Source organism: Paramicrobacterium agarici, from assembly GCF_002563955.1.
Taxonomy (GTDB): Bacteria; Actinomycetota; Actinomycetes; order Actinomycetales; family Microbacteriaceae; genus Paramicrobacterium; species Paramicrobacterium agarici.
Genome location: NZ_PDJE01000001.1, coordinates 2,511,134 through 2,525,793 on the forward strand (window position 1 = coordinate 2,511,134; position 14,660 = coordinate 2,525,793).

The following is a 14,660-nucleotide window of genomic DNA, read 5'->3' on the forward strand; positions in this document are numbered from 1 at the left end:
CCACGTCACACCTCGAGAAGCTCGGCCTCTTTGCGCTTGAGCGCCTCGTCGATGGCATCTGTGTGGGACTTTGTGATCTGCTCGAGTTCCTTCTCGCCCCGCGCGACCTCGTCGTCGCCGACTTCGCCCTTGAGCGCGTCAAGATCGTCTTTGCCACGACGGCGGATGTTTCGGATGGCAACACGCGCGTCCTCGCCCTTGCCGCGCACAAGCTTCACGTACTCCTTGCGCCGCTCCTCGGTCAGCTCCGGCATCGTCACGCGAATGATCGTGCCGTCGTTCGACGGATTCACTCCGAGGTTCGGCGCGTCTCTGATCGCCTGCTCAATATCTTTCATCGCCGTCTTGTCGTAGGGCGAGATCACGATCGACCGAGCATCGGTGTTGTTCACGGACGCGAGCTGCTCAAGCGGTGTCGGCGAACCGTAGTAGTCCACGAGAAGGCGCTGGAACAGCTGTGGGTTCGCCCGACCGGAACGAACGGTCGCGAAGTCGTCCTTGGCCACCTCAACGGCTCTGTCCATCTTTGATGAAGTCTCGGTCAATACGTCGGCGATCACTCGTCGCTCCTTCTCGTCGTGGGCCTTGAACCAGTCTAGTTGCTGACGAAGGTTCCGATATCGCTGCCGCGCAGGGCAGCGGTGACGTTGCCCGAAGGCTCCATCCCGAACACCTGCATCGGCATATGGTTGTCCATGCAGAGGCTGAATGCTGTCGAGTCGACGACCTTCAATCCCTGCTGAAGAGCTTCCTGGTACGTGATCGTGCGAATGAGCGTGGCGCTCTCATCGACCCGCGGGTCGGCGGTGTACACGCCATCGACGCCGTTCTTCGCGACAAGCACGACGTCGGCTCCGATCTCAAGCGCGCGCTGCGCAGAAACCGTGTCTGTCGAGAAATAGGGAAGACCTGCACCGGCACCGAAGATGACGACGCGCCCTTTCTCGAGGTGACGCTCGGCCCTGCGGGGAATATACGGCTCTGCCACCTGCGTCATCTCAATCGCCGACTGCACGCGCGTGGTCGCACCCGCCTGTTCGAGAAAGTCCTGAAGAGCGAGAGCGTTCATCACGGTTCCGAGCATTCCCATATAGTCGGCTCGCCCGCGCTCCATGCCGCGCTCCGAAAGCTCGGCACCGCGAAAGAAGTTTCCGCCACCGACGACGACAGCGACCTCAACCTCACGTGCTGCTTCCGCGATCTCGCGGGCGATGTTGCCAACGACATCGGGATTCACTCCGAGTCGACCGCCTCCGAATGCTTCACCAGACAGCTTCAGCAGTACTCTGCGCTTCTTCTCCGACATGCGGTCGACATCCTTCCGATCGTGTGCTCTTCAAACTACTGCGTGCCGCGCTTTCGTGCACACACAAAGGAGCCCGGGCTGCTTGTGCAACCCGGACTCCTCTTGTGTGCTTACGCGCCGACCTTCAGGCGGGCGAAGCCTGTGACGGTCAGCCCCGAATCGGCGAGGACCTTCTTCACCTGGACCTTGCTGTCCCTGGCATAGGCCTGTTCGACGAGCACGACCTGCTTGAGGAAGGCATTCAGGCGGCCCTCGATAATCTTCGGAAGCGCCGCCTCCGGCTTTCCTTCGTTTCGGGAGATCTCGGTAACGATCTCCCGCTCCTTGTCGAGCACGTCGGCCGGCACGTCGTCGGCGGTCAGGTACGCCGGGTCGAACATGGCGATGTGCTGAGCAATGGCTCGCGCCGTCTCAGCGTCGTCACCGTCGTATGCCACGGCAACGCCGATCTGCGGAGGCAGGTCCTTCGAGGTGCGGTGAAGGTACACCGCGAAGTGCGATCCCTCGACCCGTGCGACACGGCGCAGCTCGATCTTCTCACCGATCGTGGCAGCCTGCTCACTGATCACATCAGCGACGGTCTTGCCGCCAGCGTCTGCGCTGAGTCCTTCGTCGGCCGACGACGCGCCGGCCGCAGCAACGGCATCCGCCACGGTGTCGGCGAGGGCAACGAACTTCTCGTTCTTCGCGACGAAGTCAGTCTCGCACGCCAGCTCGATCAACGTGGTCGAGCCGTCGGACTCGCGAGAGACGATCAGGCCCTCGCTCGTCGACCGGTCAGCGCGCTTTGCGTTGCCCTTCGCACCCTTGAGGCGAAGGATCTCCGTGGCCTTCTCGACGTCGCCGTCAGCCTCGACGAGCGCGGCCTTGGTGTCGGCCATACCCGTACCGAGCTGCTCGCGCAGCGCCTTCAGGTCGGCAATGCTGAAGTTTGCCATTGTCTGAAACTCCTCGTTGTCGAAAGTTATTTTGCGTCGTCGGCGGCCGGTGCCTCAGCGGCCTCTGCCGCAGGAGCCTCGGTCTTCTCCGCTGCGGGAGCCTCAGTCGTCTCCTCCGCGGCAGCTTCGGAGGTGTCCTCAGCCGCGGGGGCCGGAGCAGACTCGTTCTGCTCTGCTGCAAGAAGCTCCTGCTCCCATTCGGCGAGCGGCTCAGCCTGCTCAGATCCCTCGGCGGGCTTCTGGTGGCGCTGGATGAGTCCCTCGGCGGCAGCATCGGCGACAATGCGCGTGAGCAGGCTCACGGAGCGGATGGCGTCGTCATTGCCCGGGATCGGGTAGTTGACCTCGTCGGGGTCGCAGTTGGTGTCGAGGATCGCGACGACCGGAATGCCCAGCTTCTTCGCCTCGTCAACAGCGAGGTGCTCCTTCTTCGTGTCAACGATCCAGAGCGCCGAAGGAGTCTTTGTCAGGTTGCGGATTCCGCCGAGCGACTTGTGGAGCTTGTCGAGCTCACGCTTCTTGATCAGCAGTTCCTTCTTCGTGAAGGCCGACTTCGAGGCGTCCTCGTAGTCGAGCTCCTCGAGCTCCTTCATGCGTGCAAGGCGCTTTGACACGGTCTGGAAGTTGGTGAGCAGTCCGCCGAGCCAGCGCTGGTTGACGTACGGCTGTCCCACACGGGTCGCCTGCTCTGCGATGGCTTCCTGCGCCTGCTTCTTCGTTCCGACGAAGAGGATGCTGCCGCCGTGGGCAACGGTCTCCTTGACGAAATCGTATGCGCGGTCGATGTAGGCGAGCGACTGCTGCAGGTCGATGATGTAAATGCCGGAACGCTCTGTGAAGATGAAGCGCTTCATCTTGGGGTTCCAGCGGCGGGTCTGATGCCCGAAGTGCACGCCGCTGTCGAGCAGCTGGCGGATCGTTACGACGGCCATGGCCGTGTCTCCTTCTCTGGCGCCGTGTGGCGCCTCTTTCGGTTGGTAACGCGATCGAATGATCGCTTGTCCTGGTGCCCGGCACACATCCGCGACGCTCACAGAGCGAAGACCGTTGGATGAGGAGGCCGATTGGGCACGCGTAGTCACCTCGACATGCGAGATGCTCCCGACATCCTAGCACCTGCATGCTGCGACATCGCCGTCCACAGGTCGCAGACGACGCCCGCCATTCACAGCTTCGTCTCTGCGGACTCCAGCCGGGCGTCTGGTCGCGACAATCTCACTATGAGCACTCCCCGTCACCCTGGTCGAACACGAGCGGCTCTTGCCGTCGGCGCGATCCTCCTTGCGCTCGTCACCGCACTCATCGATGCGCCGGCCGCTGCGAGCCCGTCGCGGGCAGCTTCTCCCTCGAATACGGAGTGGCGGTGGCCCCTCGACGACGACCGCACGATTACCCGCGCGTTCGAGGCACCCGCGGCACCCTGGGGAAGCGGGCATCGGGGCATCGATGCGGCGGCGAGCGCGGGTCAGCAGGTTCGCGCCCCTGCCGATGGGGTCGTCTTTTTCGCGGGAATCGTCGTTGACCGCCCTGTCATCACCGTCGCCCATTCGGGCGACGTGCTCAGCAGCTTCGAGGCGGTTCGCGCCTCTGTCGAAGAAGGAGAAAGCGTCGAGCGGGGGCAGATAATCGGAACCGTCTCTGTGGGCCCCCACTGCGACGCGGACTGTCTGCACATCGGCGTCCGCGTGCACGGAGAATACGTCAATCCCCTCATCTACTTCGGCGGCATCGAACGTGCCGTGCTGCTTCCGCTTGCTCGCTCCGTCACGCTCGCGGATGTGCCTGCCGATAGCTTTCCCTGAGTCGATCCGCGGATACGTGCGTGTAGATCTGGGTCGTCCCGAGACTCGAGTGACCGAGGAGCTCTTGCACGGCTCGCAGATCGGCGCCACCGTCGAGGAGATGTGTCGCTGCGGTGTGCCGAAGCGTGTGGGGACCCACGCCGCTCGCAGCAGGGACCCGCGACAGGATGCGCGAAATCACGGCATACGCCGACCGGGTGCTGAGCCGAGACCCCCGCGCACCGAGAAAGACGGCGGAGGAAGCGTCAGTCGTCACGGTGCCCCCTCGTCGGAGCAGTTCACCGCGAGCATCGCGCAGATAGTCGACGAGCGACGACTGCGCAGGAACGCCGAAGGGAACCACGCGTTGTTTCGATCCCTTACCAGTCACTCGGGCGGTCAGACGATCGAGATCGACATCGTCGACGTCGAGGCCACACAGCTCGGATACTCGCAGTCCCGCCGCATACAGCAGCTCGACGATGGCGCGGTCCCTCACCTCGATAGGACCGCCTTCCGCTGCGGCGACCCCCAGCTCGTCGAGCATGTTCGCCATGGAGTCTCGGGGAACTACAGCGGGAAGGTGACGCCCGGTCTTCGGTGAGCGCAAGCGCGCCGCCGTGTCCGTATCGGTTGCACCTTCCCGCCACATCCACGCGGACCAGCTTCGCAGCGTCGCCGAGCGTCGCGCGATCGTCGACTGGGCAAGTCCGTCATTCGACATCTTCCAGAGCCAGTCGCGATAGTGGTCCAGGTCAAGCTGGCGGGTGTCGGTTATGTCACGCTCTGATGCCCATGTCGCGAACTCGCTGAGATCTGATGCGTAGGCTCGCGCGGTCTGCGGCGAGAAGTTGCGTTCGATGCGTACGTGTTCGAGGAATTCCGATCGAGCCGCGACGATGTCCATGGCCTCAGTCTCGCGTTGGCAGGGACGGTTGCGATGACGGCACACCGCCTCGTCGCGAGTACGAGATCGCTCGTGCTCGCTCAGGACATGATCCAGCCATTCGGGGTATGCCTCGCATCGCCGAGCACATCGAGCTCTCCGAGGCACGCGCGCACGGAGTCATGGTCGAGACCGCTTCTGGCGGCGATATCGTCGATGGTGCGTGGACGACGAGAGCTCATAGCGTCGAGGACCCTCGTCTCCGTCGCGCTCCGAAGCGGCTGCAGCAGCTCAGCATCTCCCCCGACGCCAGCGAGCTCAGCGACCTCGTCCGCAGTCGTGACGCAGATGGCGTCATGTTCCCGCAGTAGCCGGTGACACCCGGCCGAGGTCGGGCTCGTCACGGGACCGGGAACCGCAGCGAGCGGTCGGCCGAGTGTTGCGGCGTGCGCAGCCGTGTTGAGCGACCCGCTGCGCCAGCCCGCCTCGACGACGACGGTCGCCGACGCCAGCGCGCTGATGAGCCTATTGCGCTGAAGGAATCTCCATTTCGTCGGCGTCGCACCGCACGGGACCTCACTGACGACGGCTCCGTCTGCCGCGATGCGCTCGATGAGCTCGCTGTGACCTCTCGGGTAGGGACGATCGACTCCCCCTGCCAGCAGCGCGACCGTCGCGCCACGCGAGGCGAGCGCGGCCCGGTGCGCATGACCGTCGATTCCGTATGCTGCTCCGGAAACGATGCCGATGCCACGAGCCGCGAGGCCGGAGGCGATCTCAACAGTGACGTGCTCTCCGTACCCCGTCGAATTGCGAGATCCCACGATGGCCACGGAAGGGTCGGGAAGCACATCGAGCTGCCCACGCACCCAGAGCCCAAGAGGTGCATGCTCGCCAAGATCGTCGATCGACGCCGGCCACTCTGCGTCGCCTGGGATGAGGAACCGTGCACCGCAGCGGTCGGCCGCGCGGCGCGCGGAATCGTTGTGGGCAGATCCGGTGCGACCTTCCCACCGTTGCAGCCCGGTGCTGATGAGATCGACGAGATTCGTGATCTCACCGGCACCGGCACCGGTCGTGGCGAGCAGCGCCTCGGCGATTTCCGCAGCAGTCGCTCCCGCCGAGACGAGATCGAGTGCACGAGAAGCGCCCAGAGTACTGACTAACGCATGTGCTGTGCTGTCACCGGGCTCGACGATGCCTGCCCACCACTCACGAGCACTCCGTTCCGCGTCGGTCGAACCGACGTCGCCGGAGACGTCCCGTTCTCTCGCGTCGTGATCATGCTGCGAACTCACGTTGTCATTCCCTTCCTCAGATACAGCGCCTTCCCGACGTGTTCCGCCGTCGGATGCGGTGAACCGGCAAGATCGCACACCGTCCATGCGACTCGGAGGACCCTGTCGTATCCGCGCATCGTGAGTGAGCCGCGCTCAAGCGCTCGATCGATCGTCGCCGTCGCGTGGCGCGACAGCGCGCCCTCCCCACGAAGCCAGGCACCGGTCACCTCGGCGTTTCGAGTCCACGGCGTCGCACGCAAGCGGTCTGCGGCCTTCGCTCGAGCCTCAGAAACGCGCACACGTGCCTCAGACGACCGGGGACGCGAGGCCGACGAGGCTTCGGCCACCCGCAGGTGCGCTGCAGACACCCGAGGCACGTTCAGGTGGTTGTCGACACGATCGCGCAGCGGTCCGGAGAGCCGGCCGAGATACCGTCGGATCGCAGCGGGTGGACACGTGCACGTTCCCTCTGCGGAGCCGTACAGCCCGCACGGGCACGGATTCGCTGCAATCACCAGCTGAAATCGCCCGGGGAACTGCGCGACAGCGTTCGCCCGATGAATGGTGATCACGCCGCTTTCGAGTGGCTGCCGCAGCGCGTCGAGGACCGTGCGTTGAAACTCCGGTGCCTCGTCGAGAAACAAGACACCATTGACCGCTCGTGCTGCGGCTCCGGGGCGAATGGTGCCGCTGCCACCACCGATGATCGACGCGGTCGTCGCTGTGTGGTGCGGAGATTCGTAGCTCGGGCGAACGCGAAGCTGCGAGCCAATCGCCTCCCCGGCGAGAGATCGAACGCTCGCCGCCTCGAGCGCCTCGTCGACCGTCAGATCCGGGAGGATGCCAGGCAATCGTTCGGCGATCATCGTCTTTCCCGCTCCGGGAGGGCCAAGCATCATCAGATGATGCCCGCCCGCTGCTGCGGTCACGAGAGCGTCAACAGCCTCAGCTTGTCCGATGACATCGCCGATATCGAGGTTGTCTGTCGGCGCAGCGGGCTGGGCGGCGCCCTCGATGGGCTCGACAACGTGGGCGTCGAGGTCCGCGCCGTGATAGATCGCGGCGTCACGAAGAGAAGCGACGGGCACAATCGTCGCGCCAGGCACGAGGCGAGCCTCGTCGGCGTTCGCCGTCGGCACCATGACGACGGGTCTCCCCTCGCGGACGGCCGAGCGCACGGCGGGAAGGACTCCAGCGGTCGGCCGCAGCCGTCCGTCGAGCCCGAGCTCGCCGATGTGTACAACGCGCTCGACGGAATCCCGGTCGATCGTCGCATCCGCGGCGAGGCAGGCGAGTGCGATCGCGAGATCGAACGCCGCTCCGTGCTTCGGCAGGCTCGCCGGCGACAGATTCACGGTGATGTGGTGCGGCGCAAGGCGGCATCCGGAATTGCTTGCTGCTTGCCTGACCCGGCCCTCGGCTTCGCGCACAGAACGATCGCCGAGACCAATGAGAACGAAGGCCGGCAGCTGTGCCGAGATGTCTGCCTCGACTTCGATGAGCGTGCCGTCGAGTCCGATCAGCGCGATCGCCCACGTGCGTGCGACCGCCATCAGCACACCCGCTCGAGATGCTCGATGGTCGGCACACCGTCGCGAGGCCAGAGCACGGCGATGGCGTCGATGCGCATGCGCCGCGGCACGGACTGCGCGCCAGCCGCCCACTGGCCCGCGAGACGCCGGAGACGACTCGCCTTCTCACGGGTGATTGCCTCGAAGGGGTGGCCGAAACCGACCCCCGAGCGCGTCTTCACCTCAATGAAGACGACCGTGTCACCCTGCAGGGCGACGATGTCGATCTCGCCGAGGCGATGCCGCCAGTTGCGCTCGAGAATCTCGTATCCGGACTGCTCCAAGTAGGTGCAGGCCGCGGCTTCTCCCCGTGCGCCGAATTCGATGGTGGTCGCTCGCATGCGACCATCGTGGCGTTCACACCCATCGGGCGCGACGACGCATCACTCGATTGTGTGCGCCGGGCGTCAGTCGACGCGTTGTGGACGACAAGTCGCGAGCTGCATCATGCCGGCGACGTCGTCGCACAGCATCCTGATTCGCCTACTCGTCGAGAGCGAGATCTTTCGGGAGCTCGAACTCCCTGCTCTGCAGCTCCTCGATGTTGACGTCTTTGAACGTCAGGACGCGCACCGACTTCACGAAACGATCCGAGCGGTAGATGTCCCACACCCAGACGTCCCGCATCGTGATCTCGAAGTAGAAGTCGTGCTCCGTGTCGCGGCGCACAAGCTCGACTTCGTTTGCGAGATAGAAGCGTCGCTCGGTCTCGATGACGTAGCCGAATTGACCGACGACGTCCCGGTACTCGCGAAAGAGGGCCAGCTCGACCTCGCGGTCGTAGTCCTCGAAATCCTCGTCATCCATTGTGCTCTCATCCTACGCGGTCTTCAGCCACGTCAGGCGGTGCGCAGATGCCGGCCCGCTCAGCCGAATCGCCTCCATGTGCTCAACGGACCCGTACCCCTTGTTCGACCGCCAGCCATACGCAGGAGTCAGCTCGTGCTCGGCGATCATGAGCGTGTCACGGTGCACCTTGGCAACGACGGAGGCAGCCGCGATGGAGGCACAGTCGCGGTCACCCTTCACGCGTGTTCGCACGTCGAGGGGTGAGCGCAGGGTCGGCGTCAGATAATCGTGGCTTCCGTCGAGCAGCAGGACGCCGGAGGCGATGGCGAGTCCTTGTTCGTGCAGCAGCGCGAGCGCTCGTTTTGCCGCGAGGCCGAGAGCAGCGATGATGCCGAGGTCGTCGACTTCGCTGGGACTCGCGAGACCGACCGCGGAATGCAGAACCCACGATTCGACGACGGGCACGAGCGCGGTTCGCTTCTTCTCGCTGAGCATCTTCGAGTCGCGCAGCCCTTCGGGAATGCTCACGTGCGTGGCGTCGACGACGGCCATGCCGACAGCGACGGGCCCGGCGATGGCACCGCGCCCGACCTCATCGCACCCGATCACGAATGGCGCTCCCCCGCCGATCAGTTCGGTCTCGAGGTCGAGCGTTGGATCACAGACCACCATGAGAAGCTCGCTCAGCTCCCAGCATCCGGAATGCCGTCAAACGTCTCGGGGTAGTCACTGAGCCACTGCCACCGGTCGATGGGCCAGCTGATCACGAACGCGCGGCCGACGACGTTGTCGACGGGTACGTACCCCTTGCCCGGAGTGTTCCCGTTGTAGCGGGAGTCCTTTGAGTTGTAGCGGTTGTCGCCCATGACCCAGAGCGAATCGTCGGGAACCGTCACGTCGAACGACACCGCCGACACCGCTTGTGCCGATTGCGGGAGCAGCAGGTACGGTTCGTTCAGAGGAACACCGTTGACGCTCATCTGTCCGAGGGCGTTGCAGCAGGTGACGTGGTCCCCCGGCAACCCGATCACTCGTTTGATGAGATGGTCGTTGCTATCGCTCACCGAAAGCCCGACGGCGGTCATCAGACTGTCCCACGCGCTGACGATCCACGGGACATCCGCGGCAGGAGGAGGCGAGCTCAGCCATCCGCCGGGGTCTGTAAACACGACGACGTCACCGCGCTGGAGGTCGACGACGTCGGGAACCAGCTCGTTCACGATGATGCGGTCGTCGATCTGAAGCGTGTTCTCCATAGAACCGGAAGGAATGTAGAAGGAGCGGACGAGGAACGTCTTCACAAGGAACGACACGAGGAGCGCGACGAGCACGATGATCACGAGGTCGCGAAGGAATGCCAAGGCACCGCGCCGTCGTCTGCTTGCGGTGTCTTCCGCCGCCACTGATTCTTCTGTCATTAAACCGTCCGAGCTCCCCACCATTCTAGGTGGGGAGCTCGGCTGAATTTACCAACGGCGCGGATCAGTTGGCGCGCTTCTCGCGAATCTTCGCCTTCTTGCCGTGGAGGTTGCGCAGGTAGTAGATCTTCGCGCGACGCACGTCACCGCGTGTCACGAGCTCGATCTTGTCGACGACGGGCGAGTGCACGGGGAACGTACGCTCGACGCCGACCTGGAAGCTGACCTTGCGAACTGTGAAGGTCTCACGCACGCCGTGGCCCTGTCGTCCGATGACGGTGCCCTGGAAGACCTGAATACGCGAACGCGATCCCTCAATGATGTTCACGTGCACCTTGACGGTGTCACCGGGGCGAAAGTCAGGGATATCTGACTTGAGGGATGCTGCATCGACGCTGTCGAGGATGTGCATGGTCGTTCACTCTCTGCGCCCGCCACAGGTCGAGCACGAATCATTAGGTAAGTTGAAGGTGCGTGCCGTTTCGGAAAGTCCGGTGCGCGTAGGTTCCCCTGTGGCAGAACCGAGCCAAGGCACGAACGTCAATTCTGCCACGATTGTGCCCGCGACGCCAATTCGTCAGGCGCTCTTGTCGCGACGCCCTTCGTAGACGACGAACACGTCGTCGGACGACGGACGACCGTCGGTGCGCTCGCGCGACGAGTGCACCGTGCCGTGAGTCGGACCGCTCGCCATCGCCTCGAACTCCTTGAGGGTGTCGCGCGCCCTTCTCGTCACGCTGCGTACGAGCTCCCAGAGCGCGACCCAGAATGCCGTGAGGCCGAAGACCACTGTGAGCACGGCGAAGAGGGAGGCCGTCGGTCCGAAGCATCCAAACCCGACGATGCTCGCGTGCCATCCAAGCAGAATCGCCATGTCGATCCACGACACCGCGTTGTGGTTGCGCACTTCGGCCCGCCCATAGATGACGAGCGTCACAATGAGGAGGGCGACGAACAGAACGGGGGCGGCTACGACGACACCGACGAACGTCCACGCGCTCCCGCCCCAGATTCCCCAGCCGACGAAGAGCCACAGAGGAAGAAGCAGCACCGCGGCGAGTTGCCAGTAGTAGACGGCCCTGCGAAGAAACATGACTTCATGCTAGGGCGAGAGGCTGAGAGAACCACCCACGCCCACTGCGTACTGGCTGGCTGAAAGAATAGGGGACGGAGGACCACATGATCGAACTGAAAACGCCAGACGAAATCGAGCAGATGCGACCCGCCGGACGCTTCGTCGCTGAGACGCTGACGGCGCTGGCCGACGCCGCGGATGTCGGCGTCAATCTGCTGGAGCTTGACCGGCTCGCCCACGATCGAATTCGCGCAGCCGGCGCCGAGTCGTGCTATATCGACTATCACCCGTCGTTCGGAGCCATGCCGTTCGGCAAAGTGCTCTGCACGTCTGTGAACGATGCGGTGCTCCACGGTCTTCCGCACGACTATCGGCTGCGCGACGGAGACCTGCTGAGCGTCGACTTCGCAGCATCCGTCAACGGCTGGGTCGCCGACTCGGCCCTCAGCGTCATCGTCGGCACGCCGCGTGACGAAGACGCACGGCTCATCGACGTGACGATGCGGGCCCTCGACGCGGGTGTTGCTGCTGCACGCACCGGGTCGAAGATCGGCGACATCTCGGCCGCGATTGCCCAGGTCGCTCGCGGCGCGGGCTATTCGATCAACACGGACTTCGGGGGTCACGGCGTCGGGCGCACGATGCACGGCGACCCGCACATTCCGAACGACGGGCGCGCTGGCCGCGGCTACCCGCTGCGCCCCGGCCTGGTCGTCGCGATCGAACCGTGGTTTCTGCAGTCGACAGACAAGATCGTCACGGATGCTGACGGGTGGACGCTCCGCAGCGCGGACGGTTCGCGAGGCGCCCATATGGAGCACACGATCGCCATCACCGAAGACGGGCCGCTCGTTCTCACCGCGCGCTGATGTCCCGCGCGACGATGAGGTCGTCGACGAGCGCCGCAAAGGCCGCGTCTCGCTGAGCCTCTTCTCGCACGCGAAGAACGGCTGAGGGGTGGGTCGTCACGACGACGCTCTGGTCGCGGCCGTCCGCGACCAGCGGGTGTCCGCGTTCGGCTGTCACCTTCGTCGGGCGTCCGAGCACGGCGCGTCCGGCCGTCGCGCCGAGGCATACGATGACGTCGGGGTCGACCGCGCGCAGTTCAGCGTCGAGCCATGGATGACACGCGACGATATGGCCGACCGCCGGCTTCTCGTGGATGCGCTTCTTGCCACGTTGTGCATGACGAAAATGCTTGACGGCATTCGTGAGATACGCATCACTCCGAGCAATGCCTGCCGCGTCAAGGGCTCGATCGAGAAGGCATCCCGCCGGGCCGACGAACGGCTCGCCCTCGACGTCCTCGCGGTCTCCGGGCTGCTCCCCCACGAACATGAGCGCGGCGCTCCTCGTTCCAGACGAGAACACGGCTTGAGTAGTATCCCGCCACAGTTCGCAGCCGCGGCAATCCTGAACGGCCGCGCGCAGGCGACGCAGCTCGACCGTGTTCGGCACCCACTCGTCAGCTCCCGGACGCTCTGGCTCACTCATGGGGCGAGTGTAAGTCGCCGCCCGCCCACGCGGCGACGGCTTGACAGCAGCTTAGTCAGCGAGCAGATCAGGGCGGACGCGCCGCGTTCGCTCAAGCTGCTGCTCGTGACGCCAGGCATCAACGGCCGCATGGTTTCCGCTCAGGAGCACGGGAGGCACGTCGAGGTCGCGCCAGCGAGACGGCTTTGTGTAGCTGGGGTACTCGAGGAGTCCGTCTTCGTGGGACTCCTGCACGAGGCTTTCGGGGTTTCCCACGACGCCGGGCAGAAGCCGGCCGATGGCCTCGATCATGGCCATGACCGCGACCTCTCCCCCATTGAGAACATAGTCACCGAGGCTCACCAGCCTCATTCGAGCACGCGACGCCGTGTGGTCGAAGACGCGCTGGTCGATACCCTCATAGCGTCCGCACCCGAACACGAGGTGCGATTCTTCTGCGAGCTCACGCGCAGTTCTCTGGGTGAACACTTCGCCGGCCGGCGAGGGGAAGATCACAAGAGGGTCGTCGGAGTCCGTGAGAACTTCATCGAGGGCCTCTCCCCATGGCTCCGGTTTCATGACCATTCCGGCACCCCCGCCATAGGGTGTGTCATCGACGGTTCGATGCCGGTCGTGTGTGTAATCGCGCAGGTCATGCACGCCGAGATCGATCAGTCCGCTCTGACGTGCCCGCCCCAGCAGCGAGATGTCGAGGGCCCCGAAGTACTCGGGAAAGATCGTGACGATATCGAAGCGCATCATGTGAGTCTAAGCGGGCACCGCCGAGAGGTCGCCGTTTAGTCGGACTCCGTCGTTTCGGCGTCGTCCGGGATCTCCTCGAAGAGGCCAGCAGGCGGCGTCACGACGACGCTGCCGTTGTCGATGTCGACCGTCGGCACGATGTCAGCGACGAAGGGCACCATGACCTCGCCGCCGGGCGTCTCGACGATCAGCAGGTCCTGGGAGGGAAGATGATCGACGCGGCTCACAGAGCCGACCTCTGCACCATCCCTGAGGACACGAAGACCGACGAGCTGGTGGTCGTACCAGGCGTTGTCCTCGGCTGGCTGCTCGGTGTCGTCGGTCCAGAGGATGGCTTTGACGAGTGACTCGGCCGCCGTGCGGTCGGTCACTCCCTCGAAGAACGCCACGGGCGAGCCGTTGTACCAGCGCAGCTCCGTGAGCACGATCGACGAACCGTGCCACGGAGAAGACGCGGGAACCTGAAGGCTGAACGCTGCTCCGGGAACAAACCGGCGATCCGGATCGTCCGTGTACAGCTCGAGCTTGAGCGCGCCCTTCAGACCATGCGCCTTGGTCAGCCGCCCGACGCGGAGCGCTGTGTGACGAGGATCGTGCGATGCCACGTCAGTTGTCGGTATCGACAACGTCGACACGAACACGCGAGCCGTCAGCGAGAGCGCCGACGACCGTGCGCAGTGCTTTGGCCGTGCGGCCCGAGCGACCGATGACACGGCCGAGGTCCTCGGGGTTCACGCGAACCTCGAGGACCTCGCCGCGCGAGGTGCTCTTGGCAAGGACGTTCACGTCGTCGGGATTGTCGACGATTCCCTTGACGAGGTGTTCCAGAGCGGGAGCGAGCAAGACTAGGCCTGCTCCTCGGCCGGTGCTTCGGCGTCGCCCGCTGCATCGTCGGCAGGCTTCTCGGCTGGCTTCTCGGCCTTGGGCTTGAGCACCGGCTTCTTCTTCTCGTCAGCAACGAACTCGGTCTTTGCCTCGGGCGACTTCACCGTCGAAACGGCATCCTTGTCTCCCTTGAAGATTCCCCAGTCGCCCGTGAGCTTGAGGAGTGCTTCTACCTGCTCCGTCGGCTGCGCACCGACCGAGAGCCAGTACTGCGCGCGCTCCGAGTCGACCTCGATCAGCGAGGGCTCCTCGGTCGGGTGGTACTTGCCGATCTCCTCAATGACCCGACCATCACGCTTGGTGCGTGAGTCAGCGACGACGATGCGGTAAAACGGCGCCCGGATCTTGCCGAGGCGCTTCAAACGAATCTTGACAGCCACAATTCTCCTGAGATGTCTGTTGGTTGGTGTGCTCGGCCCGACCGGTGGGGTACACAGACGGCGCGAAAACTCATGAATGACCGTGACTGCCGGATAGAGGGTCGAGCAATCACAGG

20 protein-coding genes are annotated in these 14,660 nt (G+C 64.5%); 2 read left to right on the forward strand and 18 right to left on the reverse strand.

Going from position 1 to position 14,660, the window contains the following annotated elements; all coding sequences use genetic code 11:
- Nucleotides 1-5 precede the first annotated feature (5 nt).
- The 4 genes from frr to rpsB all read right to left on the reverse strand — a co-directional run bounded on the left by frr (nucleotide 6) and on the right by rpsB (nucleotide 3,176).
- The gene (frr, locus tag ATJ78_RS12290; RefSeq protein WP_098408399.1) at nucleotides 6-560 is read right to left on the reverse strand and encodes a ribosome recycling factor; all 555 of its coding nucleotides are present in this window, start codon (nucleotides 558-560) and stop codon (nucleotides 6-8) included.
- A 35-nt stretch (nucleotides 561-595) separates the two neighbouring features.
- On the reverse strand, nucleotides 596-1,306 hold the full coding sequence (pyrH, locus tag ATJ78_RS12295; protein ID WP_098408402.1) for a UMP kinase: 711 nt from the start codon (nucleotides 1,304-1,306) through the stop codon (nucleotides 596-598).
- Nucleotides 1,307-1,416: 110 nt separating this feature from the next.
- Complete coding sequence (gene tsf, locus ATJ78_RS12300; RefSeq protein ID WP_098408405.1) at nucleotides 1,417-2,244, reverse strand: translation elongation factor Ts; 828 nt, start codon at nucleotides 2,242-2,244, stop codon at nucleotides 1,417-1,419.
- Nucleotides 2,245-2,270: 26 nt separating this feature from the next.
- On the reverse strand, nucleotides 2,271-3,176 hold the full coding sequence (rpsB, locus tag ATJ78_RS12305) for a 30S ribosomal protein S2 (RefSeq protein ID WP_098408408.1): 906 nt from the start codon (nucleotides 3,174-3,176) through the stop codon (nucleotides 2,271-2,273).
- Between the two features lie 288 nt (nucleotides 3,177-3,464).
- On the opposite strand from rpsB, the gene ATJ78_RS12310 reads away from it, so the two are divergent.
- Complete coding sequence (locus ATJ78_RS12310) at nucleotides 3,465-4,046, forward strand: M23 family metallopeptidase (protein WP_169923452.1); 582 nt, start codon at nucleotides 3,465-3,467, stop codon at nucleotides 4,044-4,046.
- Here ATJ78_RS12310 and ATJ78_RS12315 read toward each other — a convergent pair.
- The 9 genes from ATJ78_RS12315 to ATJ78_RS12355 all read right to left on the reverse strand — a co-directional run bounded on the left by ATJ78_RS12315 (nucleotide 4,009) and on the right by ATJ78_RS12355 (nucleotide 11,062).
- Nucleotides 4,009-4,932 carry a tyrosine recombinase XerC gene (locus ATJ78_RS12315; RefSeq protein WP_098408413.1) on the reverse strand — a complete coding sequence of 308 codons (924 nt, stop codon included), beginning with the start codon at nucleotides 4,930-4,932 and terminating at the stop codon, nucleotides 4,009-4,011. The genes ATJ78_RS12310 and ATJ78_RS12315 overlap by 38 nt on opposite strands.
- An 80-nt stretch (nucleotides 4,933-5,012) precedes the next feature.
- Nucleotides 5,013-6,209 carry a DNA-processing protein DprA gene (dprA, locus tag ATJ78_RS12320; protein ID WP_169923453.1) on the reverse strand — a complete coding sequence of 399 codons (1,197 nt, stop codon included), beginning with the start codon at nucleotides 6,207-6,209 and terminating at the stop codon, nucleotides 5,013-5,015.
- Nucleotides 6,206-7,744 carry a YifB family Mg chelatase-like AAA ATPase gene (locus tag ATJ78_RS12325; RefSeq protein WP_098408418.1) on the reverse strand — a complete coding sequence of 513 codons (1,539 nt, stop codon included), beginning with the start codon at nucleotides 7,742-7,744 and terminating at the stop codon, nucleotides 6,206-6,208. Before ATJ78_RS12325 ends, dprA begins: the two co-directional genes overlap by 4 nt.
- Complete coding sequence (locus tag ATJ78_RS12330; protein ID WP_098408421.1) at nucleotides 7,744-8,103, reverse strand: YraN family protein; 360 nt, start codon at nucleotides 8,101-8,103, stop codon at nucleotides 7,744-7,746. Before ATJ78_RS12330 ends, ATJ78_RS12325 begins: the two co-directional genes overlap by 1 nt.
- Nucleotides 8,104-8,245: 142 nt before the next feature.
- A complete protein-coding gene (locus tag ATJ78_RS12335; protein ID WP_098408423.1) occupies nucleotides 8,246-8,569 on the reverse strand; it encodes a DUF2469 domain-containing protein in 324 nt (107 codons plus the stop codon).
- Between the two features lie 12 nt (nucleotides 8,570-8,581).
- Nucleotides 8,582-9,223, reverse strand: a complete 642-nt coding sequence (gene rnhB / locus ATJ78_RS12340; RefSeq protein ID WP_098408425.1) for a ribonuclease HII — start codon at nucleotides 9,221-9,223, stop codon at nucleotides 8,582-8,584.
- Nucleotides 9,224-9,234: 11 nt separating this feature from the next.
- Nucleotides 9,235-9,969 (reverse strand): signal peptidase I, encoded by a 735-nt coding sequence (gene lepB / locus ATJ78_RS12345; protein WP_098408428.1) that lies wholly within the window; start codon nucleotides 9,967-9,969, stop codon nucleotides 9,235-9,237.
- 64 nt (nucleotides 9,970-10,033) lie between these two features.
- A complete protein-coding gene (rplS, locus tag ATJ78_RS12350) occupies nucleotides 10,034-10,381 on the reverse strand; it encodes a 50S ribosomal protein L19 (RefSeq protein ID WP_098408431.1) in 348 nt (115 codons plus the stop codon).
- A 165-nt stretch (nucleotides 10,382-10,546) separates the two neighbouring features.
- Entirely contained in the window at nucleotides 10,547-11,062 is a 516-nt protein-coding gene (locus ATJ78_RS12355) for an MFS transporter (protein ID WP_098408434.1), read from the reverse strand.
- A gap of 86 nt (nucleotides 11,063-11,148) precedes the next feature.
- On the opposite strand from ATJ78_RS12355, the gene map reads away from it, so the two are divergent.
- Nucleotides 11,149-11,913 (forward strand): type I methionyl aminopeptidase, encoded by a 765-nt coding sequence (map, locus tag ATJ78_RS12360; RefSeq protein WP_098408437.1) that lies wholly within the window; start codon nucleotides 11,149-11,151, stop codon nucleotides 11,911-11,913.
- On the opposite strand, the gene ATJ78_RS12365 is transcribed toward map, so the two are convergent.
- Genes ATJ78_RS12365 through rpsP form a run of 5 tightly spaced genes read right to left on the reverse strand, consistent with a single transcriptional unit; the run spans nucleotide 11,900 to nucleotide 14,544 of the window.
- Entirely contained in the window at nucleotides 11,900-12,538 is a 639-nt protein-coding gene (locus ATJ78_RS12365) for a UdgX family uracil-DNA binding protein (protein WP_098408439.1), read from the reverse strand. The genes map and ATJ78_RS12365 overlap by 14 nt on opposite strands.
- A 51-nt stretch (nucleotides 12,539-12,589) precedes the next feature.
- The gene (trmD, locus tag ATJ78_RS12370) at nucleotides 12,590-13,276 is read right to left on the reverse strand and encodes a tRNA (guanosine(37)-N1)-methyltransferase TrmD (RefSeq protein WP_098409366.1); all 687 of its coding nucleotides are present in this window, start codon (nucleotides 13,274-13,276) and stop codon (nucleotides 12,590-12,592) included.
- Nucleotides 13,277-13,314: 38 nt separating this feature from the next.
- A complete protein-coding gene (rimM, locus tag ATJ78_RS12375; RefSeq protein WP_098408442.1) occupies nucleotides 13,315-13,884 on the reverse strand; it encodes a ribosome maturation factor RimM in 570 nt (189 codons plus the stop codon).
- 1 nt (nucleotide 13,885) lies between these two features.
- The gene (locus ATJ78_RS12380) at nucleotides 13,886-14,122 is read right to left on the reverse strand and encodes an RNA-binding protein (protein WP_098408444.1); all 237 of its coding nucleotides are present in this window, start codon (nucleotides 14,120-14,122) and stop codon (nucleotides 13,886-13,888) included.
- 2 nt (nucleotides 14,123-14,124) lie between these two features.
- Nucleotides 14,125-14,544, reverse strand: coding sequence for a 30S ribosomal protein S16 (gene rpsP / locus ATJ78_RS12385; protein WP_098408446.1), 420 nt, complete (start codon nucleotides 14,542-14,544; stop codon nucleotides 14,125-14,127).
- Nucleotides 14,545-14,660 lie beyond the last annotated feature (116 nt).

Bases quoted from the DNA above. Each gene is read 5' to 3' on its own strand.
- ATJ78_RS12365 (WP_098408439.1), bottom strand. From the start codon at position 12,538: ATGAGTGAGCCAGAGCGTCCGGGAGCTGACGAGTGGGTGCCGAACACG.
- rplS (WP_098408431.1), bottom strand. From the start codon at position 10,381: ATGCACATCCTCGACAGCGTCGATGCAGCATCCCTCAAGTCAGATATC.
- pyrH (WP_098408402.1), bottom strand. From the start codon at position 1,306: ATGTCGGAGAAGAAGCGCAGAGTACTGCTGAAGCTGTCTGGTGAAGCA.
- trmD (WP_098409366.1), bottom strand. From the start codon at position 13,276: ATGCGCTTCGATATCGTCACGATCTTTCCCGAGTACTTCGGGGCCCTC.
- ATJ78_RS12315 (WP_098408413.1), bottom strand. From the start codon at position 4,932: ATGGACATCGTCGCGGCTCGATCGGAATTCCTCGAACACGTACGCATC.
- rnhB (WP_098408425.1), bottom strand. From the start codon at position 9,223: ATGGTGGTCTGTGATCCAACGCTCGACCTCGAGACCGAACTGATCGGC.
- lepB (WP_098408428.1), bottom strand. From the start codon at position 9,969: ATGACAGAAGAATCAGTGGCGGCGGAAGACACCGCAAGCAGACGACGG.
- ATJ78_RS12325 (WP_098408418.1), bottom strand. From the start codon at position 7,744: ATGGCGGTCGCACGCACGTGGGCGATCGCGCTGATCGGACTCGACGGC.
- ATJ78_RS12335 (WP_098408423.1), bottom strand. From the start codon at position 8,569: ATGGATGACGAGGATTTCGAGGACTACGACCGCGAGGTCGAGCTGGCC.
- rpsB (WP_098408408.1), bottom strand. From the start codon at position 3,176: ATGGCCGTCGTAACGATCCGCCAGCTGCTCGACAGCGGCGTGCACTTC.
- ATJ78_RS12310 (WP_169923452.1), top strand. From the start codon at position 3,465: ATGAGCACTCCCCGTCACCCTGGTCGAACACGAGCGGCTCTTGCCGTC.
- map (WP_098408437.1), top strand. From the start codon at position 11,149: ATGATCGAACTGAAAACGCCAGACGAAATCGAGCAGATGCGACCCGCC.
- ATJ78_RS12330 (WP_098408421.1), bottom strand. From the start codon at position 8,103: ATGCGAGCGACCACCATCGAATTCGGCGCACGGGGAGAAGCCGCGGCC.
- tsf (WP_098408405.1), bottom strand. From the start codon at position 2,244: ATGGCAAACTTCAGCATTGCCGACCTGAAGGCGCTGCGCGAGCAGCTC.
- ATJ78_RS12355 (WP_098408434.1), bottom strand. From the start codon at position 11,062: ATGTTTCTTCGCAGGGCCGTCTACTACTGGCAACTCGCCGCGGTGCTG.